The following is a 26,004-nucleotide window of genomic DNA, read 5'->3' as shown; positions in this document are numbered from 1 at the left end:
GAATCATATGTCGTTAATTCTAATCGAGGCTCTTTTAAATATCTTTCGATATCAGAGTCAAAACCTTACTTAGGTTTCATCGCATACAACCATTCTAGCTTCAGTTTGAGTCGACTTGTTATTAAATATTTATTATTCAGTGTCTATAGAAATTTTTTAGGCTTTACCAAAAAGTATAATATATATGATAATTAACAAAAAAACACGCCCTAGACGTTAACGCCTCAAAATAAGCAATAAGTTTATTGTCGAGCAGGGCTAAATAGGTAATTAACAATTTAAAACGTTTCCTTTAGTAACATTCTGGTTTCTTTAATTACTCTCTTCTGCTCTCTCAGCTTTCGCTTGGTACATAAGATCCATGGCCTCGTCGAGCAGGGCTGACATATGGCGGCGCGCAGCTTTCGGTTTATGATCCGCAATAGCATTGGCAACTTTCCTATGATCCTCAACATCTGCCAGAGGCACACCTTTATATTGGTTAGTAAAGCGAATACTGATTTTTAAGGCTGTAGTGGTAAGATCTTTAAGTTGGTGAAAGAATCGATTACCACTCGCATCGAGAATGGCTACATGAAATGCGATATCGGACAACAGTGGGTCGTCATCTCCTCTGGCAGCAGCTTCCATCCTAGAGATAGCATGGTGTATCTCGGCAATAGCTTTGTCGCTGGCGCGCATCGCGGCATGCTCCGCTGCCTGAGGCTCCATCACTCGACGAACTTCAGTAAACTCAATCAGCAAATCAATAGAGAATTTGCGATTGAGCAACCAACCTAATACTTGGGGATCGAGCAAATTCCAGCTGGATTCAGGTTGCACCCAAGTCCCCTGTCTAGGCCTAGCCCTAAGTAGGCCCTTTGATGTCAGCATTTTAACGGCCTCTCGCAAAATACTTCGGCTTACGTCATATTGCTCACACAATTCTGCTTCAATAGGAAAAGGATTAGCATCAGAATAAGTACCACAGACAACAGCCTGTCCAAGCTCATCGACAATGGTTTGAGTTAAACTACGATTGTTTCCGGCCATAAAGAACTACGCTCAATATAAAACTTATACAATTTATGTCATGCAACGATATACAACTAACTATACATCTTGCACCTTCGCAATGGTAGGCAATATCGCTTGCACACCATGATACAGCTGACTTCAACTCACGTTCATAAGCATGTGAGAAACATTGACAAAACCTTAGTACATTTAAGTATTTAACTGAATTAGAGAGCTAAAATTTGCTCAACTTTATTGTTGTTCACGCTATGCAATACTTATCAAAAGTGAGTGCGTCATTTTTAACTTAAGTGCGTTATTTTCAGAGTTAGCCTCAGATTAATACAAAGAATCCAGTCAGATAAGATTAAAAGTTGACAATCTATCTAAGGTTTTGCTTATATCAAAGTAATATCTTAATTTTCATCTTTCGCTTTGTGATGAATGACACACCAGGTTGGCCGAATAGAAAGTGTCTTATGCTAATGTCTAAACTCTAAATAGACACCTATTCAACTGGGGCTTATTATGCATCATAAAATCTGAATAATCGAAGGCCGCTTTATAAATATGATCTCTCAATATACGGATCTTAAAAATACAGTAGTTTTTATTACTGGTGGTGGCTCAGGCATTGGTGCAGCTCTGGTCAGGGCTTTTGCATCTCAAGGTGCGAAAGTTGCCTTTGTTTCAATACAAAAAGAGCATTGTGTTCAGATTGAAGAAATAAACCCGCAGCAAGAGCCGCTCTTTATTCAGTGTGACATCCGGGATATATCAGCGCTCAAAAAGGCCATTAGAGAAGTAGAAGATACTTTGGGTGACGTTGACGTACTTATTAACAATGCCGCTGATGATAAACGCCATAGCATAGAAAATTACAGCGTCGATGATTGGGATAATTCATTAAATACCAATTTAAGGCCACACTTTTTTAGCGCGCAGGCGGTATTATCAGGAATGAAAAAGAAGAAGAAAGGTAGCATCATTAACCTGGGCTCAAATTCCGCCCTTCTCGGTCTACCTGATTACCCTTCCTATGTCGCTGCCAAAGCGGGCATTATCGGCCTTACCAAAGCTTTAGCCCGCGAAATTGGTAGGCACAATATTCGAGTCAACGCATTAATTCCAGGTTGGGTCATGACAGACAAACAGAAAAGAGACTGGGCAACGCCTGAAGCGATAAAAGAATGCCTTCGTAGCCAGAGCCTTAAGACATTAATTACGGAAACAGATATCGCCCACGCAGCACTATTTCTAGCCTCTGACGCGTCATCAATGATGACAGGACAGTCTTTAATTGTTGATGGTGGACGCGTTTGATCATACCTAAACGAGTACTAGCGATTGATTGGGGCTCCAGTAAGTTCCGTGCATTTTTGCTGGATGAAAATTATCGCGTTCTTGAAAGTATAGAAACTTACGAAGGCGTCTTACATTCGCAACAAACACCGCGAGATATATTCTATAAACACTGCCAACCATGGCTGTCAGAATATCCTGATTTAATTGTTTTAATGTCTGGTTCGGTGGGCGGTAATTTGGGCTGGATCAACACCCACTATATACCCTGCCCCTTGACTATTGATGACCTAGTTCATCAAGCGGTTGATGTTGAAACCCCCTTTAATACTACAATTAAAATTATCCCAGGCGTATCGGGAAAAAGTCCTTCAGGTATACACGATGTTATGCGAGGCGAAGAGGTACAAATTTTTGGTGCACTGAGCCTCATCAATAAAAGTGGTGGACTCGTGTGTTTACCTGGAACTCACTGCAAGTGGGTTAATACAAGCGCAAATCGTATTATTGATTTGACATCGTTTATGAGTGGCGAGCTTTATCAAATAGCCTGTGAAAAAAGCTCGATCAGCAATATTATTAATCACAGCGAGTTTGATCAACATTCATTTCTTGAAGGGATATCAACCGTAGATAAGCAAGGAGGATTTTTACACCACTTGTTCTCTGCTAGGGCAAATTCGCTGGTAGGGAGCAACCAATATAAATCTGTTTCCTCATACGTTTCTGGTGTAATTATTGGCAGTGAAATTAAGGCAGCTCTTAAAATATTTGACAATTTTTCTCATTTGATTTTAGTGTGTAACAAAAGCTTGGCTGTAAATTATTTATGCGCTTTTGAGCACTATGGCATTAGCGCACAGAATATTACCAGCGAAGAAGCTTTTGTCGCCGGAGTATCGGCTATCAATCCACTGAAAAGTTTCGGTTATTCCAATGCAAGCTAATTCTATTTCTGCCCTGCAAACGTTCCCACTAATCGCAATTTTACGAGGACTTGAAAGGCATCGAGCGGTGGATGTGGGCGCGTGTCTAATTGAACAGGGCTTTACAACCCTAGAAGTACCTTTAAGTACAGAAGATGCGTTGGCAGCGATAGATGCGCTTGCACAAAACTTTAGTAACAGTGCTGCAATAGGTGCTGGCACCGTGCTCAATACACAACAAGTGAAACAAATTACGGACGTAGGTGCGCAGTTTGCAATATCGCCTAATACCAACGCCGAAGTGATACGGTTAACAAAGCAACAGCAACTACTTTCTATTCCTGGATGTATGACGCCATCGGAAGCTATTTTAGCAATTGAGTCGGGAGCAGATGCACTAAAACTATTCCCTGCACATAGCCTTTCAGCCGCCGCCTGCAAGGCGATTATTAAGATTTTGCCGAAGTCTCTCCCTATTTTTGTTGTCGGCGGTGTTGCTAACTCAGGCATGGCAGACTACTTAAAAGCTGGCGCCTGTGGATTTGGTATCGGTGCCTCTTTGTTCACGCCAGATATGAATTTAGCGTCTATTGAGCGGCAAGCAAAGTTGATCATTGATGCCTTTAAATCCGCTGAGGGCAGTATCTAAAATTTAGCCCAAATCATAACATTGAACGTGACATGATGATTTTTTCCCTCACTTTTTCCATTCCTATGAGGCAATGTAACAAATGGCATAAATAACTTTTCGTTATTAAGCTGCCGGCTCATGCATTGCTCCTAACCATAGCATCCACAATCTCTAACAAACATTATAATAAGGCGTATTTACGTGATATTGGTGCTAAGATTCAAGTTGTTAGCCTCGTGCGACAACATCAAGCTTGCTAACAGACTCTTATGAAGTGAGAGCATAAGAGATTCGGGCAAGTGACAGTAAATGATCATATTTATTGGAAATTTATATGATTTATATTATTATAAAAAATTCCTTGTCTTTTAGATGAAAAATACAATAAATTCGTTCGTCTATACAAAGCCCAGGAAGATCACATAAGGCAGCTATAAGTCTGTCAAAAACTGGGTATAAAACCAATAGTCGTATCAATCATCAACGTAGCTCTGTTAATCCTATGGCCAACACATTCGACCCTAAAGATCATGCGCACCGACGCTATAATCCACTCACAGGTGACTGGGTTCTCGTTTCACCACACAGATCAAAACGCCCTTGGCAAGGTCAATCGGAAACTCCGGACAATGTTCAACGCCCATCGTATGATGAGAGTTGCTATCTGTGTCCCGGTAACAAGCGTATTACCGGTGAAGAAAACCCCGAATACAGCAACACCTATGTTTTTAGTAATGACTTTGCTGCGATAAATCCTGATACGCCAGAAGGCCACAGTTCGGACCCACTGTTCACCTACAGTGCAGAACAAGGAGCCGCGCGAGTTATATGTTTTTCTCCAGACCATAGTAAAACGCTACCCGAACTTAGCGTGGACGAAATCAAGCAAGTGGTCGACTGCTGGTCAGAGCAAATAGAAGACTTGGGAAAAACATACCGCTATGTGCAAGTGTTTGAGAATAAAGGCGCAATGATGGGATGCTCCAATCCTCATCCTCACGGACAAGTATGGGCACAAAATAGCTTGCCGACCATTGTCGAGCGCGAAGATACTCGCCAGAAAAACTACTACCAAGAACACCAAGTCCCTCTATTGCTCGATTACGTCAATAGAGAACTGGAAAAGAAAGAACGCATTGTAGTTGATAACGAAGACTGGGTTGTGATGGTTCCCTACTGGGCTTGTTGGCCATTCGAGACACTTCTTGTGCCAAAGTTTCATGTCACTAAGCTACCAGATCTAAACAACAGCCAGCGCACGTCTTTAGCGGATATCATCAAAAAAATTACGATTCGCTATGACAACCTGTTCAAGACCTCCTTCCCTTACTCTATGGGCTGGCATGGTCAACCGGATATTGGTAACACAGATAATCAACACTGGCAGTTACACGCGCACTTTTTCCCACCTCTACTGCGTTCGGCAACTGTAAGAAAGTTTATGGTTGGTTACGAACTAATGGCCGAGAGCCAGAGGGATATAACCCCCGAGCAAGCAGCCGAGCGCCTGCGAGAATTATCGGATATTCACTACCAATCTGTTTGAGGATAGAAAACGGTGGAAACTATTGTAAAAGAAAAATTTACTGAGTTATTTGATCAGCAACCCGATGGCGTCTTTGCGGCACCAGGGCGGGTCAATTTAATTGGCGAGCATACTGATTACAACGATGGTTTTGTACTGCCAGCGGCAATTAATTTTAGTACATGGATTGCAGCATCTAAACGTGATGACAATATTATTAAGGCTATTGCCTTAGATGAATTGGATGATCAACAGCAGCCGACACAGACGGAGTTTGAAATAAACAGTGATTTAGCTAAAGATCCAAAAGCGCCGTGGTCTGATTATTTACGGGGTGTTGTGATCGAGCTATTAGCAAAAGATTTTAATCTCTGTGGGGCAAATTTAGTCATTCAAGGCAATGTCCCAAGGGGTGCTGGCCTCAGTAGCTCTGCTTCTCTTGAAACAGCCTTAGTACTGACTCTGACCCAGCTCAGCCAAGAAAATATAGATGGTATTACCGCAGCTAAAGTAGGCCAAGCGGCGGAAAATAACTTTGCCGGCTGTCAGTGTGGCATCATGGATCAAATGGTATCCAGCCTAGGGAAAAAAGATAATGCGGTACTACTTGATTGCCGCTCGCTGGAAACCGAATTAATTCCAATTCCTAGCGACTCTTCTTTGATAGTGGTTAACTCCAATGTCAAGCGTGGCTTGGTTGATAGCGAATACAACACTCGCCGCCAGCAGTGTGAACAAGCCGCAGCGCACTTTAATGCCGACAGTCTACGCGATGTTAGCCTTAAGCAGCTGCAAAGCGAACGGGATAATATGGATGAAGTTGTCTACCGGCGCGCACTGCATGTTATCACCGAGAACCAACGTACACTCGATGCAACTGAAGCGCTAAAAAATAACAACTTTAGTGAATTAAGCCGTCTAATGTTCGAATCTCACGAGTCCATGAAAAATGACTTTGAGATTACTGTAAAACCCATTGATGACTTAGTGGAGATCATTCGCAAGGTAATAGGTGAACAAGGCGGTGTAAGAATGACCGGCGGCGGTTTTGGGGGCTGCATCGTTACCTTAGTACCTCAAGAATTGAAAGAAAAGGTATTGACTGCAGTAAACAGTGAATACAATAAAATAAGTGGCTATGAGCCAACTATTTTTGTTTGCGAAGCCAACAATGGTGCTTTTACCCTCTAAAAACAATGGCTAGTCAAGACGATTAACCTAGAGGCTAATCGAACAATCCAATAGTTCGTCCTGAACTATTGGATTAACGCCATCAAAAATCCTCAGCACTGTCCGAGGCCTCTCACGTCAGAGATGTGCTAATTTTTCTAAAGTCTGTCAATTGATTAACTTAGTAATTCTATTTATCAGCAGAATGGCATAACAATTATGCTACGCACATTGCTTGAGCGTTGTGCGAGTTTGAAAAATAACTCGTAGATTAAAAATATAGCGCGCTACTCGATACTTCTCCTATTTCCTATCCCTTATATATTCATAGCGGGTTCAGAACAAAAATATAGACTGTAGATAATCCATGTAATCAAACATTTTGTAGCGGAACTTATTACTAAAACTATGCATGTTTGGACTTCTTATAATTCTTTATTAGAATAAAGAACTATCTCTGTTATAACACTACAAATAGATAAATACATCACCGCGAGACATATATATACTATGAGCACCCCACGCCACACCGCATTTTCATCAGACAAGTCCCACAGTACCTACTCTACTGTCGTTAAGACGAATCGCCTGAGTGTATACACTGTAATCAAGCAAAACATTACAGATATACGTCGGTACCTTGAGGAAAATATTCGAGACAAAGGTGAGGTAGAAAAAGCGGTAAAAGCAACTCTGCTAGAGACTATTCGCCTGTATCATAACTTTACCGGAGAGGTTCCCATCAGAACATGGCTGTTCAATATAGCATGCCAAATACTTGAAAACGGCTCAAGGAGAAACGCAAAAATTACAGCAAACCAAAATAAAATGAGCTAGAAGAAAGAATCGGGGCAATATTAAATCACAAAATCGCTGCCACAAAGTACAGTGAATTTTTTAAGCCGCCTTATAGAAGGATACCAACCGTGAACAAAAGTGACCATACACGAGAGCTTTTATGTGGATATAGATTGTATGTATCTTTACTTATCGGCAGTATTCTGTATTTATTGACGGGGTTTGCATGACTCAAACGAGACTAATCACATTACTTATGTGGATGCAAGAAGTCGCTTAGGAGTCTTGTTTGAGCACTTAGACTATTTTGTAACTTTATATATCTTTTTATTCACCAAATGAGGTATTAATGCTCATATGATAATTTAAAATACTGTCGAAAATAGAAAAAAAGTTCTTATCTCTATCATTAACAATTAAAAATTTCGCTCGTTAGAATTCCTCTCTGCCCGAGACAGGCATTAGAATTACTACCGATGTCGCAATCTGCATTAAGTAAATCACTCTCAGCACCATTAATAATTTTCAATTTTCCCCATGGCGCGCCTCTTTTCGTAATTTCATTAATACGCAACCATAAAATTATTTTGATTTTTGTGACTGAGTTAAAGCTCATAACTACATTTTTCTCATTATTACTTTTCATTTAAAAATAAATCGCCGCTTTTTTAGGAAAATTTATTTTTATTTATAAACCCAGGGGAACCAAAGGATCAATATAATATTTTTCTTTAGAAAATTAAAAACCACGAGAAAAAATAAAACTTAAGGAATATTTTGCCACATTAAAGCCAAATGAAAATCATTATTATAACTGGCAGATAAATTATTTCAGAATTTATTTACACTTATATATACATTAAATTTATAGATACTCAACATATCCTATACAATTAGGAGATACATAAAAACTCACCACTCAATTAAATATATATATTTTATTAAGCATACCCCACCCCAATTAAGTCAGCTAACGTTACCGAATAGAAATGAAAAAATATAATAAATTTCATGAATTAAAATTTGGCATGAATAAACTATCTCACCGTAAGATGCGGAGGGTATAATCCTTGAAATTCTCAGATGCGAATTTAATAAAGCACACGCATCGCCCCTTATAACTCTAATGATTCAATAATACTTTTTTCGAGAACACACAAAAATCACAAGATATATTAAATGATATATAGCAACAAACTTACTTTACATGAACATCTAAGGTTTACTGGATGGCTTACCGTCATTATTCTATCAGTATTAGCAATTATTTTTTCATTAGCACAAGCGTTGCAACCATCATTCGGAATATTAAACTCTTATCAAATACACAAATTTACAGAAGCTATAATGGGACGCGCTTTTGCAGAACAAACACTGATATTTCAAGAAACCCCTGTCGTTTTGTTGACACATATGATACCTGGTATCGTTTACTTTATAATTGGCCCATTACAGATATGCAGAAATTTTCGTCGCGATAATATTACTCGTCATAAAATATTCGGGGTAATGTTGGCGTTTGTTTCAGTGCTAACCATAACAAGTGGTTGCTATTTTGCTATAAATGTTCCACTAGGTGGTTCATTTGAAATAATTCCTGTTTTGTTTTTTTCAATTTTACATGTAGGTTTTTTTAGCCTTGGGCTGAGATCAATTATAAGAAAAGATATACCTTCTCATGGAGAATGGATGCTTAGATGTTTTTACATCAATATGGGAATCATCATGACGCCATTATGGTATATCCTTCTTACTAATAGTATGGGCACACAGGGAAGTAATACTTTCAATTCTGCCATTTGGCTGAGTTTGACAACCAATGTTATTAGCGTAGAACTCTGGATAAAATTCCGAAATTCAATTGAAACTAATAATTATTAAATAGACTATTAAGCTAAAAAATTACAACTTTTTATGAACATAGAAAAACTATACATTATTGGTAGCAAATTCAGAGACTTTTCAAATGGAAAAAACGTCATTACATATGAAGATTTCTTAAACTTTAGCAGTAAGAATTTAAATTCACATTCAACTATTATTATTGGTCAAGGCGTTAGTTTCGAAAAAGTGAAAAACATAAAGCGCTGTCTAAGCAACCTTAACCCTAAGCACAGTTTCCTAATCTTGGAAAATTCAAGCCTCAAAGTTGAAAAAAATAGAGTTCATAAGAAGTTTGATCGTAATGTTTTTATATCCAACTTGATTCGGGTTAATAAAAATAGCTTTACCGCCCACTTAGCGGTTGACGATGGCTGTGATGAAATGTCTGACCATCAATCAGGAGCTCATGTTCAGGGCATGCTATTAGTTGAAGCTGCGCGACAAATGTGTATGGCATGTACGGACTTTATCGTCGATAAAGCAACAGAAAGAATGGGATTTGTACTAAAAAACCAAAGAGTCACTTTTAAAAACTTTGTATTCCCAGTTGATGTGTCTATATTCCTTGAGTTTAATGCGATTGACATAACGGCAAAAACCGGCATAGCTTCTATCAATTTTGTACAGTTTGACAGAGTGTGTTGTGAAGTAACTTGGGAGTGGAAAGGTGCAAAGCAAGACGTATTACGCACGATGGAGCAATACAATGTAAAAAAAGCAATATCACAATTAACTAAAATAAACTAACCAGAAAATTTATATTATGGAAGTTGTTTTACTCGAGAAAGATGGCCGTTGTTTATGGCTTGAAAATAAAGTTTTAAATGACATACTCCCTAAAGCTATCAAAAGTGCCGCCAATCCCTTTGCTAAGAAGCTTTACCTTATTATAGACTGGATTTCTAATGATTACGGTAAAGTTGGCGTTGATTTGAAATGGCTCAGAGGCTTAGGTGTACCAACCGTAAGAAATATCTCTGAGCTGCCTCACTCAAAAAATATCAAAGTTGTTAATACTGGCTATGACTCAATTTACAACGAAGAAAAGTTATTAAGTAAAAAAGGCTATGATATTTTAGACAAACCATGCCCTTATATTAGGCGAATCCGCGATATTTTTGAATCCAACGACGATCAATTTCAGTATGTTTTACTCTGCGAACCAAATCATATCATCATAAAAAACTTCGCTACTCTATTTCCAGACGATCTAATTGTATTGCAAATGGAAAACTATAAAGAAATACTTGAAAAAAATGCTAATAGTAAACCTAAAAGGCTAGTTCCATATGTAACCTTTCTTCGTTCAGATGTTAGTGAAATAATGAGTTATATAAATAACAATTTTCCCGAAACAGAGAATGACTTAATTGAAACTAGCTGCCTCTGGATCAAAAGCAAAGCAAGCCCTATTATTGAAATCGAAAAATTATCAAAGCTCGTACTTAAAAGTATTTCAGATGCGGTGTTAATTACCACGGCAAATTCAACTAACAAGTCACTTATCTCTCTAGAAAAATCCTTACAAAAGAAAGGTCTAAGAGTTGTTCAAATCAGCTCACTTTGGTCGTTCTTAAATTATAAAATTAAGCATGAAAATAAACGCGTTCTAGTGGTTCGATCACCGATACCGAACAATGCAGAGGGAGCAATTATGAAATATATTCAAGGAGGCATATTTTTAGGGCTTTTGGAGCTTATCAAACGATCTTATATAGTTAAAAAAATTAAGATGAGCTCTTTATTCTTTTTCTTCAAACTGAGATATTGCGTTTTAAAATCTAGTGCTTACCTGGAAGCAAAAGAAATGGGTTTGCTTAGAGATGAATACGCTAGTGATAAAACCATTCCGCTAAAACAAATAGATTGATGACCTATAATAAAAAAGCGCAATCGAAGTCTAAATTGAATCCGTGTTTGACGATCGGTATAACCGGATGTACTGGCTCCCTAGGCCAGCGTCTACTTTTTACATTACTTGAGTCCAGTGCCGTAAAGAAAAATAAAACAACAATCAGATGCTTAGCTCGAACTCCCTCTAAGCTTGAATGCTATAAAGGAAAAATAACAATTATTAAAGGTTCTCTGAACGATAAGAAAGCTATCGATACTTTTGTGCATGGTTTAGATGTATGCATTCATCTAGCTTCACAAGTAGGATATGGAACTATAAATGATTACCACCAAACTAATGTTATCGGCACTCAAAATATCTGTAACACGATACTAAAAGTACAAGCAAACTGTAAGTATATTCACTGCTCTAGTATCACTGTATTAAATAGAAACCAATGGGTTCCATTTCTTAACAGTGATTATGCTAACAGTAAGTTTCGTGGTGATAAAATTGTTGAAAATCTTATCAAGCATCAGAATTTAAATGCTACCATTGTCTATCCAGGCTTAATTTACGGCCCACAAGATAACAACCTTCTTCCACAGGTTTTGCAATATCTAGGCTCTAAAAGAGCCTTCCTCATTAGTGGAGGGGAAAGTAATGCCCCTTTAATCTACATCGATGACCTATGTGGTTTATTTATAAAACTTATTAATGACGATAATACTATTTCCCGGTCACTTATCGCTGTTGGCCCACAAGAGGTAGGGATACATACATTCATAAAGAGTATCGCAAAAGAGCTAAATTACCCAAGTCCGACACTAAAACTGCCAAAAGTGCTGCTTTTTCCACTGGCTGTTTTGACTGAGCTAATTTACAGAATATTAAGAATAAAAAAACCGCCTTTCTTATCAAAGAGAATAGTAGGATTCTTATCAGGAAATTTTAATCCGAGTCTTGTCAAGCTATATAACCAAGATTATTGGAAAGCTCATACGGAAATAAAAGACGGCCTACCAATAACTATTGACTGGTTTAATTCCAACAAAAAGAGTTAGCGATGCTAAAAATAAAATCCGATTACTATCCATTAGGTATTTTTCTCCTGGCTATCGCAAATGCGATTTCAGCTATCTTACACTTATTGTTTACTGCTGTGTTAATTCAAAATGTGAGTATTTATCGAGAATTTCTTCTAGTTGAAAATACATTAGTTACTAGTTTTTTTGCTTTCTCAGCCTACAAACTTTTTACGTGTGAGCAACAGTTACAAAAGATTATATTGCAACTTCAAATATTTTTGTGGCTAATTTTTACGGTGTGCATAGGACTGAACTACGGAAGCATGACTTCGACATTAAGTATTTTTTCTGACTATTTATATTTTTCTGAATCGAGCATTTTGATACTATCAGGTTTTTTATCTTTTGTACTAGCAATTATATGTTGGCTTGGGCCAAGGCCTATAGTAGTAAAATAAAATCTAATAAAGCAGTAAATATAATCTGTAACAGCCGCCTTTAGCGCTCATGTTACAGCTTAATTAGTACATCGTTAACTGTTGCCCCCATGGGGATAGATACTAGTTTATTAGTATTAGAACTTATTAGCACTAAAAAGGGGCCAAAGTTTAACTTTAGCCCCTTCTATACTCAGTGATTTTCTACACTTAATGGTTTTTGCTATTTTCTATACGAGATAAAAATGCTTAATTAATCGTTCGCTCGCGTTTTTAACATCGCAACCGCCGGTAATTCCTTACCTTCTACATATTCCAAGAAAGCACCTCCACCGGTGGAAATATAAGAAATATTATCAGCCAAACTAAACTTATCAATCGCAGCTAGAGTATCACCACCACCGGCAATAGAAAAAGCATCACTCTCAGCGATTGCACGGGCAATCACCTCAGTGCCTTTGGCAAAGGCATCAAATTCAAAGACGCCACACGGGCCGTTCCAGATAATCGTCTTGGCATCTTTCAAAATAGCAGCCACTCGCTGCTCCGTCTCGGGGCCGTAATCAATAATCTCTTCGTCAGCATCAACCTGTGTAGCACTTTTCTCTTCAACTGCAGAAGTATGACTCCAAGTATCAAAACCTCCCTTAGTCGTACGCACATCTGTAGCAAATTCAACTTTAGTTTGTTCGCAAAGACGCTGGGCTTCGGGAATTAAATCTTTTTCGTACAGAGAATTACCCACTTCGTTACCTGCAGAAGCAACAAAAGTATTTGAGATCCCCCCTCCTACAACGAGAGTATCGGCGATTTTAGACAAGGCATCTAAAACAGTTAATTTAGTAGAAACTTTAGAGCCGCCAACAACCGCTACCATTGGTCGTGCTGGATTAGCCAAGGATTTCTCTAAAGCATCTAGTTCACCGGCTAAAAGTGGGCCCGCGCAGGCGACTGGAGCATATTTAGCCACGCCATGAGTTGAAGCTTGTGCACGATGGGCAGTACCAAAGGCGTCCATCACAAATACATCACACAAAGCAGCGTAAGCCTTAGCAAGGGATTCTTCATCCTTCTTTTCGCCTTTATTAAAGCGGACGTTCTCCAATAAAACCACCGCACCGTCATCGAGCGTGATACCTTCTTGCCACTCTTTAATCAAGCCAACCTCAATATTCAATAACTCAGAGATACGCTTTGCCACAAGCTTTAACGAATACTTCTCTTCATATTCGCCTTCTGTTGGACGACCAAGGTGTGACATGAGCATTACCTTTGCACCCTGCTCTATCGCTTGTTTGATAGTGGGCAGCGAAGCGCGAATTCTTGCATCAGAGGTAATAACATCATCCTGAATAGGGACGTTTAAATCTTGACGAATCAAAACGTTTTTACCTTTCAGGTCGATATCCTTCATGAGTTTAATGGACATAAATCTCTCCGAGAAATTGACGGGTTATGGTCTAAACAAAATAACAAGTTGACCAAGAAAATTTTAAGAAGCACTATTTTAGCGGATTGTGGGGTGAGAACCTATAGATTCCAAGAGCGTTTAAGAAGTATATTTTCTAATACCTAAATACAAATATTAGATACACACATTTAAGTATTTAAGAAGCATTTAAGTATTGTAAGAGGTATGTTGTGTCAGGCATGCTAATAGTAGTATGCCCGACACAAAGATAGTCATATTAATCTTCTAGTAATTCACCGGCTACATTTACCACGTGATCCACAGTGAAACCAAAATGTTCCATCAAGACACCTCCAGGCGCTGATTCGCCAAAGGTCGTCATGCCAATAATACGTCCATCAAAGCCAACATATTTATACCAGTAATCAGAGTGAGCTGCTTCGATGGCAATTCTAGCTCCAACTTCAGCAGGCAATACTGCCTGGCGATATTCGGCATCTTGCTGATCAAAGGTACTGGTACTGGGCATAGAAACAACACGTACTTTATGGCCTTTTTCAGTGAGAGCCTGAGCTGATTTAACCGCTAAGCCAACTTCCGAGCCGGTGGCGATTAAAATTAACTCTGGTTCACCTTCACAATCACTTAAAATGTAAGCACCTTTAGCGATGTTAGCCACCTGCTCGCCATCACGCTGCTGAGGCTCTAGTCCTTGCCGGCTGAAAACAAGCGATGAAGGACCATCGCGGCGCTCAATAGCAGATTTCCAAGCCACCGCTGTTTCCGTCGCATCGCAAGGCCTCCATGTATCCATATTAGGCGTCATACGCAAGTTAGCCACCTGCTCGATTGGCTGATGCGTAGGGCCATCTTCACCTTGACCAATAGAATCGTGGGTATAAACGAATATATTTTGTATGCCCATGAGTGCCGACATACGCACCGCATTACGCGCATATTCCATAAACATTAAGAACGTCGCACCGTAGTTAATGAAACCGCCATGCAATGCTATACCGTTCATAATGGCACTCATACCAAACTCACGCACACCGTAGTATAGGTAGTTGCCACCCGGCTCCGCGGCAGTAATAGCTTTGGCGCCAGACCACAGTGTTAGGTTAGAACCTGCCAGATCTGCAGAGCCACCAATAAATTCAGGAATAAGCGCACCAAAGGCCTCAATAGCATTCTGCGACGCTTTCCGGCTGGCTATCTTTTCACTTTTATCTTGGCACTGTGCGATGAAGGCCTCAGCTTTCTCCGCAAATTCTGCAGGCAACTCTCCTTTAATAACACGACGCTCATATTCTTGTGCAAGCTCAGGGTGAGCCGATTTATAGGCGGCAAATTTTTCAGACCAGGCCTGTTCTTTGGCAACGCCATTTTGTTTGGCATCCCAACCGGCATAAATATCTTCCGGGATCTCAAACGGAGCATGAGACCAATTCAACGCTTCACGGGTCGCTGCAATCTCCTCGTCACCAAGAGGGGCGCCGTGCGCTTTTGCCGTACCCGCTTTATTGGGCGAACCGAAACCAATCGCAGTTTTTGTACAAATAAGTGTTGGTTTCGAGGTTTCGGCACGAGCGGCATCGATAGCCGCAGCAATGGCGTCACTATCGTGACCATCGACATTGGGAATCACATGCCAGCCATAAGACTCAAAACGCTTGGGCGTGTCATCAGTAAACCACCCTTTGACATCACCATCGATAGAAATACCATTATCATCCCAAAACGCCACCAGCTTATTCAGGCCCAAGGTGCCAGCTAAGGAACACGCTTCATGGGAGACGCCTTCCATCATGCAGCCATCACCGAGGAAAGCATAGGTGTAATGATCGACTATTTCATGACCATCACGATTAAATTGCGCGGCCAGCGTTTTCTCGGCAATCGCCATTCCCACCGCATTACATATACCCTGACCTAGCGGCCCCGTGGTGGTCTCTACCCCAGGAGCATAACCGTATTCAGGGTGACCTGGTGTTTTAGAATGCAGTTGGCGAAAGTTTTTGAGTTCTTCAATAGGGAGATCATAGCCACTGAGGTGTAACAGTGAATAAATCAGCATAGAACCGTGGCCATTGGATAGCACGAAGCGGTCTCGATCAGGCCATTCGGGATTTTGTGGATTATGGTCAAGGTAATCACTCCACAGTACTTGAGCGATATCTGCCATACCCATGGGCGCTCCAGGGTGACCACTATTCGCTTTTTGCACTGCGTCCATACTCAAGGCACGGATAGCGTTGGCAAGATCTCTGCGAGATGGCATTGTTTTTCCTCCTCTATAAAATGAGAGGCGTATTCTCCACTAATGCATCTATTGAGTAAACTCACAAAGCCATTTGATATCACTATTTCCCCGGTTTTTATGCTTTAAATGAAGACAAATGTTAAGGCTTATTCGCGTTTTAGTCATGGCAATTAGGCAATATTTGACGCCACAACCCGCAAAAACTCAGCGCTAAACATTTCCTCTACAGGCTATATCAATATTTTTTGATATAGCCTATTAAGTTTGCTACACTCATTAGTATGTCGAATTTACAAACTCAGGAATCACACCCTATACAGGACTTCAGCCAGCTACTTAAGGCTGCTGGAGATATCTTACGGCTGGATATTTTGTGTGCACTGGCAAAGGGCTCTTTTGGTGTACTTGAACTGTGCACTGTTTTCGACATTAAACAGTCTGGTATGAGCCATCACCTAAAAGTATTAGCCAATGCAAATCTCGTGGTAACCAGGAAGGAAGGCAATTCCATTTTTTATCAGCGAGCGACGGTTAAACCAGAAGACCCAGCGGCAGAAATAAAAAGTGCTATATTTCAAAGCATAGATAAAGTTGAGCTAGCTGATAATGTGAAAGCTAATTTACAGAAGATTTATCAACAGCGTTCACAAGCCTCAAATGCATTTTTCTCGGAAAACTCAGAGCGGTTTACACAGCAACAGGATCTTATTGCCGCCTACGATGTATACGGTGTACATGTAGCACAAATGCTCGATAGTTCGAGCCTTAAAGATTTTGATGTGGCATTAGAAATTGGCCCCGGAGCTGGAGAATTTTTAGAAGTATTATCGGATAAATTCAAGTATGTTTCGGCAGTTGATAACAGCAGCGAAATGCTTGCCAAGGCGACTCATTACTGCCAACAAAAAGGACTATCGAATATTCACTTTATCTTAGATGATTCCGGATATTGCCGCCGCGTTGAGCACTCACTCAACTGCATTGTTCTTAACATGGTTTTACACCACATTCCATCGCCAGAACAAACGCTCGAAGATATTGCCCTAGGCCTCAGAAAAGGCGGAATTGTCATTATCTGTGACCTTTGCCGTCACGATCAAGATTGGACACACAACGCCTGTGGTGATTTATGGCTTGGATTCGAGCCTGAGGATTTAAACGCCTGGGCTAAGAGCAACCAACTACACCAGGGGCAAAGTAGTTATTTTGCTTTGCGTAATGGCTTCCAAATTCAAATACGCGAATTTATTAAAAACTAATTAACCATCAAACAAACACACTATTGAAGTTATTTTTAATATAAGGCTTTGATACAACAAGGTACTCAATATGTCTGAATATACTACGTTTACATCTGAATCTGTTTCAGAAGGTCATCCAGATAAAATGGCGGATCAAATCTCCGATGCCATACTCGATTCTATTTTGAAAGACGATCGCAATTCACGCGTTGCTGTTGAGACTATGGTAAAAACAGGCATGGTTGTGGTTGCCGGTGAAGTGAGAACATCTACTTATGTTGACCTAGAAGACCTGATCCGCGATGTGGTCTTAAATATTGGCTACAATTCAAGTGACGTAGGATTTGATGGTGCATCTTGTGCGGTATTAAATGCAATTGGTAAACAATCTGCAGATATCGCTGTAGGCGTTGACGAAGCAGCCGACAAAGAAATGGGCGCCGGTGACCAAGGTTTAATGTTTGGTTATGCAACGAATGAGACTGATGTATTAATGCCTGCCCCTATTTATTACTCCCATCGCCTTGTAGAAAAACAAGCCGAGCTTCGCAAAAATGGCACACATCAATGGTCGCGGCCAGATGCAAAAAGCCAAATCACATTGCGCTATGAAGATGGTAAGCCCGTCGCTATCGACGCTGTTGTCTTATCTGTACAACACAATCCAGATGTATCACAAGGTCAAATTCGCGAAGCAGTAATGGAAGAAATCATTAAACCTGTACTGCCGGAACAGTGGTTGCACGCCGATACTAAATACCATATCAACCCAACAGGACAATTTATTATAGGCGGCCCTGTAGGCGATTGCGGTTTAACAGGCCGAAAAATTATTGTTGATACTTATGGCGGCATGGCACGTCATGGTGGTGGCGCATTTTCTGGAAAAGATCCATCTAAAGTGGATCGTTCAGCTGCATATGCCGGCCGTTATGTAGCAAAAAATATTGTTGCCGCAGGCCTGGCTGATCGCTGCGAAATACAAGTATCTTATGCCATCGGTGTCGCAGAGCCAACGTCTATTTCTATTAATACTTTCGGCACAGGAAAAGTAAGCGATGACAAAATCATTGCACTTGTTAAAGAGAATTTTGACCTTCGTCCGAGGGGAATTATTGAAATGCTGGACTTACTTAAACCAATTTACCAGCAGACTGCAGCCTATGGACATTTTGGACGTGAGCAATTTGGATTCACTTGGGAAAAAACAGATAAGGCAGACGCATTAAAAGCAGCCCTTTAAATAAGAGCTTAAACGATTTGCACTTTATTTAAATACTCAATTATTTTATTGGAGAACAGCATGAACGCCGTTGTTAAAGCATTAGAAAATTTTACCGATTTTAAAGTTGCAGCAAAAACGCAAGAACAATTTGAAAGTGATGCTGCATGGGGTCGCCGTGAAATTGAAATTGCTGAAGGTGAAATGCCAGCATTAATGGCATTACGTAAAAAATATAAAGACTCTCAACCTCTTGCCGATGCACGTATTATGGGTTGCATCCATATGACAATCCAAACCGCTGTTCTAATTGAAACATTAGTAGAGCTAGGTGCAGAAGTGCGCTGGTCATCGTGTAATATTTTCTCTACACAAGATCATGCCGCTGCCGCTATAGCTGCAGCAGGTATTCCTGTTTTTGCATGGAAAGGCGAAACCGAAGAAGAATTCGACTGGTGTATTGAGCAAACTATTTTATTAGATGGCAAACCCTGGAACGCTAATATCATCCTTGATGATGGTGGCGATCTTACCGCAATGGTACATGATAAGTACCCAGCCATGCTCGATAGTATTCATGGAATTTCCGAAGAAACCACAACAGGTGTACATCGCTTGTTAGAAATGCTCGAGGAAGGCAAGTTAAAAGTACCTGCTATCAATGTTAACGATGCTGTTACCAAATCAAAAAATGATAACAAATACGGCTGCCGTCACAGCTTGAACGATGCAATAAAGCGCGGCACCGATCACTTGCTATCAGGTAAAAAAGCCTTGGTTGTGGGCTATGGTGATGTCGGTAAAGGTTCTGCTGCATCTCTACGCCAAGAAGGCATGATCGTAAAAGTAACTGAAATTGATCCTATCTGTGCCATGCAAGCTTGTATGGATGGATTCGAAGTAGTATCCCCCTATAACGACGGCAACAATACTGGCAAATTGGAAGATGTTAATACTGCTCTTCTACAAAACACCGATTTAATTGTTACCACTACAGGTAATGTTAACGTGTGTGATTCAGCAATGTTACAAGCCCTTAAGAAAAGTGCGGTGGTATGTAATATTGGTCACTTCGACAATGAAATCGACACGGCTTACATGCGTGAAAACTGGAAGTGGGAAGAAGTTAAGCCTCAAGTGCATAAAATTTATCGTAACGAAGACGATAAAAGTGATCACTTAATTTTACTTTCTGAAGGTCGCTTAGTGAATCTAGGTAATGCGACAGGCCATCCATCTCGCATTATGGATGGATCTTTTGCCAACCAAGTACTCGCTCAAATCTACCTTTACGAAAGTAAATTTGCCGATTTGCCCGCTGACAAAAAGCAAGATGCCCTTTATGTAAAAGTGCTCCCTAAAAAGCTTGATGAAGAAGTGGCAAAAGACATGGTAGAAGGCTTCGGTGGTGTATTAACCAAGCTCACTCCAACACAAGCAAAATATATTAATGTAGAAGTTGAGGGCCCTTTCAAGCCTGAGTCTTACAAATACTAATCATAACTCCTCTTGTAAAGTTCGCAGCTTATTCTGCGGACTTTACGTAAAAAGGAAACACTATGAGTGACTTACAAGAACTGCGTTTGAGTTTTGAATTCTTTCCCCCTAAAACCGATAAGGGAAGAGAAAAACTCAAAGATGTCAGCAGCCAACTAAATAATTTAGAGCCCGACTTTTTCTCGGTTACCTACGGGGCCGGCGGTTCCACTCGCGACAATACCTTTAATACCGTCACCACAATGAAGGAAAACGGATTATCCGTCGCGCCCCACCTTTCTTTCGGCGGTGATAACGAAGAGACAATGCTGGCGCTGCTCAAGCAATACCAGCAACATGGTATCGATCGTATTGTTGCTCTGCGCGGTGATAAACCCTCTGGCATTGGCGGTGCGTCACAGATGACACACGCTGATCAACTCGTTACATTTATTCGCGAAAACTGCGGTGATCACTTTCATCTTGAAGTGGCTTGCTATCCAGAAATTCACCCGGAAGCCAATACCTACGACGACGATATCCGCTATCTTAAGAATAAATTTGACGCCGGCGCAAATAGTGGTATTACTCAGTATTTTTATAATCCCGACGCATACTTTTATTTTATGGAGCAGTGCGACAAAATCGGTATTGAGCAAGCCATCTACCCTGGTATTATGCCAATTACCAATTTCAAAAACCTCGCTCGTTTCAGCGACAGCTGTGGTGCAGAAATTCCTCGTTGGGCGCGTAAACGTTTAGAATCTTTTGGCGATGACATCGAGAGCATTACCGCTTTTGGTCTCGACCTAGTAACAGAACTGTGCGAGACTCTGCTGGAGAATAATGCACCTGGCTTGCATTTTTACAGTATGAACCAAGCCGAGCCTGTTACCAAGATTGTGAAAAACTTAGGCTTGCACAACCGTAAATAGCACGTGAGAATACCTAGAATTTACACCCCGCAAGAATTGCACTCCAACGCAGAAATTGCGTTGGAGGCGGCTGCCTCCCATCACCTCATTAAAGTACTTCGAATGGCACAGGGGCGGCCATTGGTTTTGTTTAATGGTGACGGCCATCAATACGATGCCTCTATCGTTCGTATTGAAAAAAAAACCGCAATTATTAAGACCACAAGCAGCTTATTACAAGCAAACGATTCTCCCTTAACAAGTGAACTAGCTATCGCCTTATCGAAGGGCGATAGAATGGATTGGGTTTTGCAAAAAGCGACGGAGCTTGGCGTTAGCCGCATTGTTCCATTGTTTAGTGAGCGCAGCGAAGTAAAACTATCTGGCGAACGCTTACAGAAAAAGCAGACTAGCTGGCAGCAGATTATTATTAGCGCTTGCGAACAATGTCAACGCAACGTCTTACCGCAATTGGCAAGTGCGCAAACACTGGAGAGTTATATAGAGCAGTGCAGCAGCGAGTTAAAATTGGTTTTACATCATCGCAGCGACAAAACACTCTCCAATTACACCTCTGTAAAATCTGTCAGCTTACTTATTGGCCCTGAAGGCGGCTTATCTGATACTGAAATAGCCATGGCGCAAGAACACGGATTTTCGCCCCTAACATTGGGAAAACGTGTATTAAGAACAGAAACAGCCCCTCTGGCCGCGCTCTCGATTATGCAATATCTATGGGGTGACTTAGAATCTATGGGGTGATGTTAGAAACAGCTCTTTAACCACTGTTACATCAACGTTGATCTGCAAAATTTTTCTTATTCAAGCCATAAAACAAACAGTTGGCTGCAAGGCTCCCAGTGAAGATATTGAGCAATATAATAACAATTTGCATATAGCCTTCTACATGTTGTCCGGTGAGTGGGAACCACCCCCATAGAATCCAAAGTTCGGCCAACTCTTGTTTAGAAAGTACAATATCAAAGGAAGCAATGGCGCCAAATAAAACCAAACTAGCGCCAATAAGCAAATAGTAGGATTGTCGAGTCGCTTCATTTAAAGCGGCAAGTAATAAGCTAATAATTATGCCATAACCAATAAAACCCGTTCCTGGAAAGTATTCATAAAGCTTTAACGAATAGGTCACTACAGCCAATACAGCGTAGGCCGCCCAACTACCTAGAAAAAGTAATTTGAACATACAGCCCCCTTTTTAGAAGCACATTTATACCGTATCCATTACCAAATCTTGGTGGAAATATGGCATGAATCTCATCACAAATAATAATTGATGGAGAACCACACAAAATGGAATACTGCACGCCAGCACTGACATTTCGAGAGTGCCAGCTCATCTTTAGTTCTCATTTTTTTATTAATATCTTAGATTTGAAACACTTTTTTCACAGTCTTTTCCTCTACTTGCTGTAGTATTACAATATGAAACCGTAAAGACACACTGGCAAATGACCGAATAATGAACCTTAAACTGTTAAAAACATTGATCACCAACGTTAGCGTGGCGCTTATATTAAGCAGCTGCGGTGGTGATACTGACAGTAATGAGGATCTTGCCGATACTCGTGTTTACAAACAGAATAGCCCGTACAGCAATGTTATTGCCAGCTGCACCCGGGCAATTGAGGAAACCAGCTCCTGTGCCTTAGAGACTCTGCCCGTATTAGGTATGGATTTCAACGACCCCGGCATTCCTCAGATCATGGATCGAGTCGTGGTATCACACGACTGGATGGGTGAGCGTTTTGAAGAGCTTCTCTATGAAATGCCCCCACAAATGTTGAGCTTGTTTAAGGGAATCACAGCCATTGTTATTGATGCAGATATACGACCTGCATATTATACAGTCAATACTGGCGCGATTTACCTAGATCCTGCGTTCTTATGGTTAAGCGTAGAAGAGAAAAGAACCATAAATCCGAAAGCCGATTATCGTGCAGACTTCGATGACCCGCTTGCATTTCGTCATCTGCAGCGTTACGTAAAAAATGGTGAACCAGCTTATCAATGGCTGTCGCTAACCGATAACAGCAGTCGGGAAATGGAAGATATCGTATTGTTAGTGGCCAGATTACTGTTCCATGAGCTTGCTCATGCCAATGATTTCATACCACCAGATAGCTACGATAATCTCGATCCATCAAATACTGTGTCAGCTGCTGTGCGCAATACTAGTAAGCGCTGGTTGTCCTCACAGTTAACAGATCAGACTCCTCTCACTTCAGAGACAATGTTTTCACTCGCTGAAGTTATGTATTCCGGCGGCACTCCCAGTATTGATGACCTTGAGATAACCGCCAGTGAAGCAGGCCGTGCGTTTAAACCTGATGGTGCCGGAGACGATTACGGCTACACAAGTCAATTTGAAGATCTTGCCATGTTGTTTGAAACGTCAATGATGAAGTATTTTTTCGATGCTGACTATGAACTAGCCTTTACCAGCGTGCCTGAAAACTCTGATTTTTGTGACGATTACCTTATTGGCTGGGGTGTCCGTAATCGTTTGGGCGATGCCTCGGTTAAAGATAGAGCACGCTTTACTGCCGAGAAGATTCTACCTAATGAAGATTTCAGTGATTTCTTCGACAACCTAGAGCCGCCAACAGAAATATCGGGGGATTGGTGTATGCCAGAGGTTAATCCACAATTTGATCAGCAAAAACCTCGCAAATACATAGTTGATCACCTCGATATGTTTCGCCCCTACTTGTAAAGCGTTTCTAGATAGTTCCTACCTGCATTAGTACCGATTTCTAGATGTGCACTAATTAGTGCATGTGTTAGACTGCGTCGCTTTTTCATACCGACCACTTTCATAGGCAAATAAATTATGTCCGACAAATATAAAACAGCTGGTCAGCGTGCCAGTTATGGTATTGGCCGCCAAATGGGCTCACAACTCGCCGCTCAATCATTTGACGGTGTTGACCCAAGCGCTGTTGCAGAGGGCGTTATCGATGCGCTAAAGGGCAATGCAAGTGTCCTTAGCGAAGACGAAATAAATACCGCCTTTGGTGAAATTGAGAAGCAAATGCAAGCCAAAGCCCAACAACAAGGCGAAGTTTTATCAAAAGAAGGGGCAGCATTTCTAGCCGAAAACGCTAAGCGAGAGGAAGTGACGGTCCTCGATTCAGGCCTACAATATGAAGTTATTACAGCCGCTGAAGGTGACAAGCCTAGCTTACAGTCGACTGTGAGAACCCATTACCACGGCACCTTAATTAACGGTGAAGTCTTTGATAGCTCTGTTCAGCGTGGTCAGCCTGCGGAGTTTCCCGTAAATGGTGTTATTGCTGGCTGGACTGAGGCTTTGCAACTTATGGCAGTTGGTAGTAAGTGGCGATTATTTGTACCCTCAAACCTCGCCTATGGTGAGCGCGGTGCAGGCGGCAAGATTGGCCCTAATGCCACATTGGTTTTCGAAGTCGAGTTATTGGCTATCGTATAACCCCAAACTCCACTGAGCCATTTGTAATCCATCTATTTGCAATCTTGCGCAATGGCTTGGTGGAACCCTAAGTACGCTTTCTATTTCTGATGTTATCCCTGTTCGAGTATGGATATCGACCTGTTTTAACTCGGAGCGATATTACTACCAAGTAAAAAATATTATGTGGTTTAAAAACCTTCGAATATACCGACTTACGGAAAAACTGCACTACTCTCCAGAAGAACTCAACGATGCTTTAGAGGCTTTTGCTTTTAACCCCTGCGGCAAACTCGACCCGATTAAATACGGTTGGGCCTTTCCATTAGGCAGAGAAGGTTCACAATATGTTCATGCTGCTAACGGCTACATGATGATTTGTGCAAAACGCCAGGAAAAAATCATCCCCAGTGCAGTGATAAAAGAAGCTCTAGAAGAAAAAATAGCGGAAATTAATACTTCAGAAAGTCGTCATGTCAGCCGCTCGGAGCGGGAAAATTTAAAAGATGAGATTATTTTCAGTCTATTGCCGAAAGCTTTTGTAAAATCATCATTCGACTATGCTTATATAGACACTCACGATCAACTGATTGTGGTTAATAGCAGTTCAGCAAAACGGGCAGAGGAACTACTGTCAGCGCTGAGAGAAGCTGTGGGCTCATTGAAAGTTATACCTTTAACGCCACTGAAAGCTGCGCCTGACGTTATGACCCACTGGGTTCGCAGTGGTGAATTGCCAAAAGATCTTGAGCTGGGTGAAGAGTGCGAGTTACGCTCAGCAAAAGAAGATAGAGTAATACGTTGTAAATACCAAGATCTCGGCGCTGATGAGATTCATAAACATATTGAATCCGGCCTACATGTTGCCAAACTAGCAATTATCTGGAAAGAGGCCATTGAGTGCATGGTTGACGAAGAGCTCTCATTAAAGCGAATTAAGTATGACGATGCTATTCATGAAAAAGCCGACGATAGCAATGCCGAGACAAAAGCCGAACAATTTGATATTGATTTTTCGATTATGACATTGGAAGTGTCGGCTTTTATCCGAGACATATGCAAGGCATTTGGCGGCGTTGAAAAAGATATGAGTAGTTTCTAGAGGCCGCCCCAACCCTATACAAGGCAGAGTCAATGGACAATACTATCGACAAATTACAAGACAAACTCATCGCTTTCGCACAACTAAGAGACTGGGAAAAATTTCAGTCGCCGAAGAATTTGTCTATGGCTCTGGCAGTAGAAGCTTCAGAATTGATGGAGCATTTTCAATGGCTATCAGAAGAAGAGTCTAGCAATTTAAATACTACAAAAAAACAAGACGTCGCTTTTGAACTGGCCGACGTATTCATGTACACATTGTTGCTCGCTCGTCGAATGGAGATTGATATTGTGCAAACTGCTGAGAAAAAAATAGAGATTAATAATCAACGTTATCCCGCAGATATCGTGAAGGGTAGCGCCAAGAAGTATAACGAGTACGACCGCTGAAAACTTGTTT

The 26,004-nt window shown here is 40.9% G+C and carries 24 protein-coding genes; 19 read left to right on the top strand and 5 right to left on the bottom strand.

Annotated features, from left to right (window positions below):
* Positions 1–312: 312 nt before the first annotated feature.
* Positions 313–1,032: a FadR/GntR family transcriptional regulator gene (locus tag BVC89_RS06620; protein ID WP_086930430.1), complete on the bottom strand. Its 720-nt coding sequence runs from the start codon at positions 1,030–1,032 to the stop codon at positions 313–315.
* A 534-nt stretch (positions 1,033–1,566) separates the two neighbouring features.
* Here BVC89_RS06620 and BVC89_RS06615 point away from each other — a divergent pair.
* The 6 genes from BVC89_RS06615 to BVC89_RS06590 all read left to right on the top strand — a co-directional run bounded on the left by BVC89_RS06615 (position 1,567) and on the right by BVC89_RS06590 (position 7,387).
* A complete protein-coding gene (locus BVC89_RS06615) occupies positions 1,567–2,319 on the top strand; it encodes an SDR family NAD(P)-dependent oxidoreductase (protein WP_086930429.1) in 753 nt (250 codons plus the stop codon).
* On the top strand, positions 2,316–3,245 hold the full coding sequence (locus BVC89_RS06610; RefSeq protein ID WP_086930428.1) for a 2-dehydro-3-deoxygalactonokinase: 930 nt from the start codon (positions 2,316–2,318) through the stop codon (positions 3,243–3,245). Before BVC89_RS06615 ends, BVC89_RS06610 begins: the two co-directional genes overlap by 4 nt.
* Positions 3,235–3,873 (top strand): 2-dehydro-3-deoxy-6-phosphogalactonate aldolase, encoded by a 639-nt coding sequence (locus BVC89_RS06605; RefSeq protein WP_086930427.1) that lies wholly within the window; start codon positions 3,235–3,237, stop codon positions 3,871–3,873. The genes BVC89_RS06610 and BVC89_RS06605 overlap by 11 nt, the downstream gene beginning before the upstream one ends.
* A gap of 484 nt (positions 3,874–4,357) precedes the next feature.
* Positions 4,358–5,401, top strand: a complete 1,044-nt coding sequence (locus BVC89_RS06600) for a UDP-glucose--hexose-1-phosphate uridylyltransferase (RefSeq protein ID WP_086930426.1) — start codon at positions 4,358–4,360, stop codon at positions 5,399–5,401.
* A 12-nt stretch (positions 5,402–5,413) separates the two neighbouring features.
* Complete coding sequence (gene galK, locus BVC89_RS06595; protein WP_086930425.1) at positions 5,414–6,571, top strand: galactokinase; 1,158 nt, start codon at positions 5,414–5,416, stop codon at positions 6,569–6,571.
* A 489-nt stretch (positions 6,572–7,060) separates the two neighbouring features.
* A complete protein-coding gene (locus BVC89_RS06590; RefSeq protein WP_086930424.1) occupies positions 7,061–7,387 on the top strand; it encodes a hypothetical protein in 327 nt (108 codons plus the stop codon).
* A gap of 370 nt (positions 7,388–7,757) precedes the next feature.
* On the opposite strand, the gene BVC89_RS06585 is transcribed toward BVC89_RS06590, so the two are convergent.
* Positions 7,758–7,994 (bottom strand): hypothetical protein, encoded by a 237-nt coding sequence (locus BVC89_RS06585; protein ID WP_086930423.1) that lies wholly within the window; start codon positions 7,992–7,994, stop codon positions 7,758–7,760.
* A gap of 533 nt (positions 7,995–8,527) precedes the next feature.
* Here BVC89_RS06585 and BVC89_RS06580 point away from each other — a divergent pair.
* From BVC89_RS06580 to BVC89_RS06565, 4 genes are read left to right on the top strand one after another with little or no spacing between them, the layout of a single operon-like run.
* Complete coding sequence (locus BVC89_RS06580) at positions 8,528–9,229, top strand: DUF2306 domain-containing protein (protein ID WP_086930422.1); 702 nt, start codon at positions 8,528–8,530, stop codon at positions 9,227–9,229.
* A gap of 33 nt (positions 9,230–9,262) precedes the next feature.
* Positions 9,263–9,979 carry an AfsA-related hotdog domain-containing protein gene (locus tag BVC89_RS06575; protein WP_086930421.1) on the top strand — a complete coding sequence of 239 codons (717 nt, stop codon included), beginning with the start codon at positions 9,263–9,265 and terminating at the stop codon, positions 9,977–9,979.
* A 16-nt stretch (positions 9,980–9,995) separates the two neighbouring features.
* Positions 9,996–11,102, top strand: coding sequence for a LytB (locus BVC89_RS06570; RefSeq protein ID WP_158657808.1), 1,107 nt, complete (start codon positions 9,996–9,998; stop codon positions 11,100–11,102).
* A complete protein-coding gene (locus BVC89_RS06565; RefSeq protein WP_086930420.1) occupies positions 11,102–12,130 on the top strand; it encodes an NAD-dependent epimerase/dehydratase family protein in 1,029 nt (342 codons plus the stop codon). The genes BVC89_RS06570 and BVC89_RS06565 overlap by 1 nt, the downstream gene beginning before the upstream one ends.
* 654 nt (positions 12,131–12,784) lie before the next feature.
* Here BVC89_RS06565 and BVC89_RS06555 read toward each other — a convergent pair.
* On the bottom strand, positions 12,785–13,960 hold the full coding sequence (locus tag BVC89_RS06555; RefSeq protein WP_086930418.1) for a phosphoglycerate kinase: 1,176 nt from the start codon (positions 13,958–13,960) through the stop codon (positions 12,785–12,787).
* 259 nt (positions 13,961–14,219) lie between these two features.
* Entirely contained in the window at positions 14,220–16,223 is a 2,004-nt protein-coding gene (gene tkt, locus BVC89_RS06550; RefSeq protein ID WP_086930417.1) for a transketolase, read from the bottom strand.
* A 263-nt stretch (positions 16,224–16,486) separates the two neighbouring features.
* Here tkt and BVC89_RS06545 point away from each other — a divergent pair, with 263 nt between their 5' ends.
* From BVC89_RS06545 to BVC89_RS06525, 5 genes are all read left to right on the top strand, one after another.
* Positions 16,487–17,464, top strand: coding sequence for an ArsR/SmtB family transcription factor (locus tag BVC89_RS06545; protein WP_086930416.1), 978 nt, complete (start codon positions 16,487–16,489; stop codon positions 17,462–17,464).
* A 70-nt stretch (positions 17,465–17,534) separates the two neighbouring features.
* A complete protein-coding gene (metK, locus tag BVC89_RS06540) occupies positions 17,535–18,689 on the top strand; it encodes a methionine adenosyltransferase (RefSeq protein ID WP_086930415.1) in 1,155 nt (384 codons plus the stop codon).
* A gap of 60 nt (positions 18,690–18,749) precedes the next feature.
* A complete protein-coding gene (gene ahcY / locus BVC89_RS06535) occupies positions 18,750–20,165 on the top strand; it encodes an adenosylhomocysteinase (protein ID WP_086930414.1) in 1,416 nt (471 codons plus the stop codon).
* A 62-nt stretch (positions 20,166–20,227) separates the two neighbouring features.
* On the top strand, positions 20,228–21,079 hold the full coding sequence (metF, locus tag BVC89_RS06530) for a methylenetetrahydrofolate reductase [NAD(P)H] (protein ID WP_086930413.1): 852 nt from the start codon (positions 20,228–20,230) through the stop codon (positions 21,077–21,079).
* Positions 21,080–21,082: 3 nt separating this feature from the next.
* Positions 21,083–21,820, top strand: a complete 738-nt coding sequence (locus BVC89_RS06525; protein WP_086930412.1) for a 16S rRNA (uracil(1498)-N(3))-methyltransferase — start codon at positions 21,083–21,085, stop codon at positions 21,818–21,820.
* A gap of 31 nt (positions 21,821–21,851) precedes the next feature.
* On the opposite strand, the gene BVC89_RS06520 is transcribed toward BVC89_RS06525, so the two are convergent.
* Positions 21,852–22,259 (bottom strand): hypothetical protein, encoded by a 408-nt coding sequence (locus BVC89_RS06520; protein WP_086930411.1) that lies wholly within the window; start codon positions 22,257–22,259, stop codon positions 21,852–21,854.
* Between the two features lie 276 nt (positions 22,260–22,535).
* Here BVC89_RS06520 and BVC89_RS06515 point away from each other — a divergent pair, with 276 nt between their 5' ends.
* From BVC89_RS06515 to BVC89_RS06500, 4 genes are all read left to right on the top strand, one after another.
* The gene (locus BVC89_RS06515; protein ID WP_086930410.1) at positions 22,536–23,789 is read left to right on the top strand and encodes a hypothetical protein; all 1,254 of its coding nucleotides are present in this window, start codon (positions 22,536–22,538) and stop codon (positions 23,787–23,789) included.
* A gap of 117 nt (positions 23,790–23,906) precedes the next feature.
* Positions 23,907–24,524, top strand: coding sequence for a BamJ family beta-barrel-assembly machinery protein (gene bamJ / locus BVC89_RS06510; RefSeq protein WP_086930409.1), 618 nt, complete (start codon positions 23,907–23,909; stop codon positions 24,522–24,524).
* 163 nt (positions 24,525–24,687) lie between these two features.
* Complete coding sequence (gene rdgC / locus BVC89_RS06505) at positions 24,688–25,605, top strand: recombination-associated protein RdgC (RefSeq protein ID WP_086930408.1); 918 nt, start codon at positions 24,688–24,690, stop codon at positions 25,603–25,605.
* A 32-nt stretch (positions 25,606–25,637) separates the two neighbouring features.
* Positions 25,638–25,994 carry a nucleotide pyrophosphohydrolase gene (locus BVC89_RS06500; protein ID WP_086930407.1) on the top strand — a complete coding sequence of 119 codons (357 nt, stop codon included), beginning with the start codon at positions 25,638–25,640 and terminating at the stop codon, positions 25,992–25,994.
* Positions 25,995–26,004: the final 10 nt, after the last annotated feature.

This window comes from Agarilytica rhodophyticola, assembly GCF_002157225.2.
Taxonomy (GTDB): domain Bacteria; phylum Pseudomonadota; class Gammaproteobacteria; order Pseudomonadales; family Cellvibrionaceae; genus Agarilytica; species Agarilytica rhodophyticola.
The sequence above is the reverse complement of the archived record's forward strand: the minus strand, read 5'-3'. Positions and strand labels throughout refer to the sequence as shown.

What these genes read in the sequence shown, in the direction of transcription:
- BVC89_RS06620 (WP_086930430.1), bottom strand. Translation starts at nt 1,032, where the DNA reads ATGGCCGGAAACAATCGTAGTTTAACTCAAACCATTGTCGATGAGCTT.
- BVC89_RS06615 (WP_086930429.1), top strand. Translation starts at nt 1,567, where the DNA reads ATGATCTCTCAATATACGGATCTTAAAAATACAGTAGTTTTTATTACT.
- BVC89_RS06605 (WP_086930427.1), top strand. Translation starts at nt 3,235, where the DNA reads ATGCAAGCTAATTCTATTTCTGCCCTGCAAACGTTCCCACTAATCGCA.
- BVC89_RS06600 (WP_086930426.1), top strand. Translation starts at nt 4,358, where the DNA reads ATGGCCAACACATTCGACCCTAAAGATCATGCGCACCGACGCTATAAT.
- BVC89_RS06590 (WP_086930424.1), top strand. Translation starts at nt 7,061, where the DNA reads ATGAGCACCCCACGCCACACCGCATTTTCATCAGACAAGTCCCACAGT.
- BVC89_RS06585 (WP_086930423.1), bottom strand. Translation starts at nt 7,994, where the DNA reads ATGAAAAGTAATAATGAGAAAAATGTAGTTATGAGCTTTAACTCAGTC.
- BVC89_RS06580 (WP_086930422.1), top strand. Translation starts at nt 8,528, where the DNA reads ATGATATATAGCAACAAACTTACTTTACATGAACATCTAAGGTTTACT.
- BVC89_RS06575 (WP_086930421.1), top strand. Translation starts at nt 9,263, where the DNA reads ATGAACATAGAAAAACTATACATTATTGGTAGCAAATTCAGAGACTTT.
- BVC89_RS06570 (WP_158657808.1), top strand. Translation starts at nt 9,996, where the DNA reads ATGGAAGTTGTTTTACTCGAGAAAGATGGCCGTTGTTTATGGCTTGAA.
- BVC89_RS06565 (WP_086930420.1), top strand. Translation starts at nt 11,102, where the DNA reads ATGACCTATAATAAAAAAGCGCAATCGAAGTCTAAATTGAATCCGTGT.
- BVC89_RS06555 (WP_086930418.1), bottom strand. Translation starts at nt 13,960, where the DNA reads ATGTCCATTAAACTCATGAAGGATATCGACCTGAAAGGTAAAAACGTT.
- tkt (WP_086930417.1), bottom strand. Translation starts at nt 16,223, where the DNA reads ATGCCATCTCGCAGAGATCTTGCCAACGCTATCCGTGCCTTGAGTATG.
- BVC89_RS06545 (WP_086930416.1), top strand. Translation starts at nt 16,487, where the DNA reads ATGTCGAATTTACAAACTCAGGAATCACACCCTATACAGGACTTCAGC.
- metK (WP_086930415.1), top strand. Translation starts at nt 17,535, where the DNA reads ATGTCTGAATATACTACGTTTACATCTGAATCTGTTTCAGAAGGTCAT.
- ahcY (WP_086930414.1), top strand. Translation starts at nt 18,750, where the DNA reads ATGAACGCCGTTGTTAAAGCATTAGAAAATTTTACCGATTTTAAAGTT.
- metF (WP_086930413.1), top strand. Translation starts at nt 20,228, where the DNA reads ATGAGTGACTTACAAGAACTGCGTTTGAGTTTTGAATTCTTTCCCCCT.
- BVC89_RS06520 (WP_086930411.1), bottom strand. Translation starts at nt 22,259, where the DNA reads ATGTTCAAATTACTTTTTCTAGGTAGTTGGGCGGCCTACGCTGTATTG.
- BVC89_RS06515 (WP_086930410.1), top strand. Translation starts at nt 22,536, where the DNA reads ATGAACCTTAAACTGTTAAAAACATTGATCACCAACGTTAGCGTGGCG.
- bamJ (WP_086930409.1), top strand. Translation starts at nt 23,907, where the DNA reads ATGTCCGACAAATATAAAACAGCTGGTCAGCGTGCCAGTTATGGTATT.
- rdgC (WP_086930408.1), top strand. Translation starts at nt 24,688, where the DNA reads ATGTGGTTTAAAAACCTTCGAATATACCGACTTACGGAAAAACTGCAC.
- BVC89_RS06500 (WP_086930407.1), top strand. Translation starts at nt 25,638, where the DNA reads ATGGACAATACTATCGACAAATTACAAGACAAACTCATCGCTTTCGCA.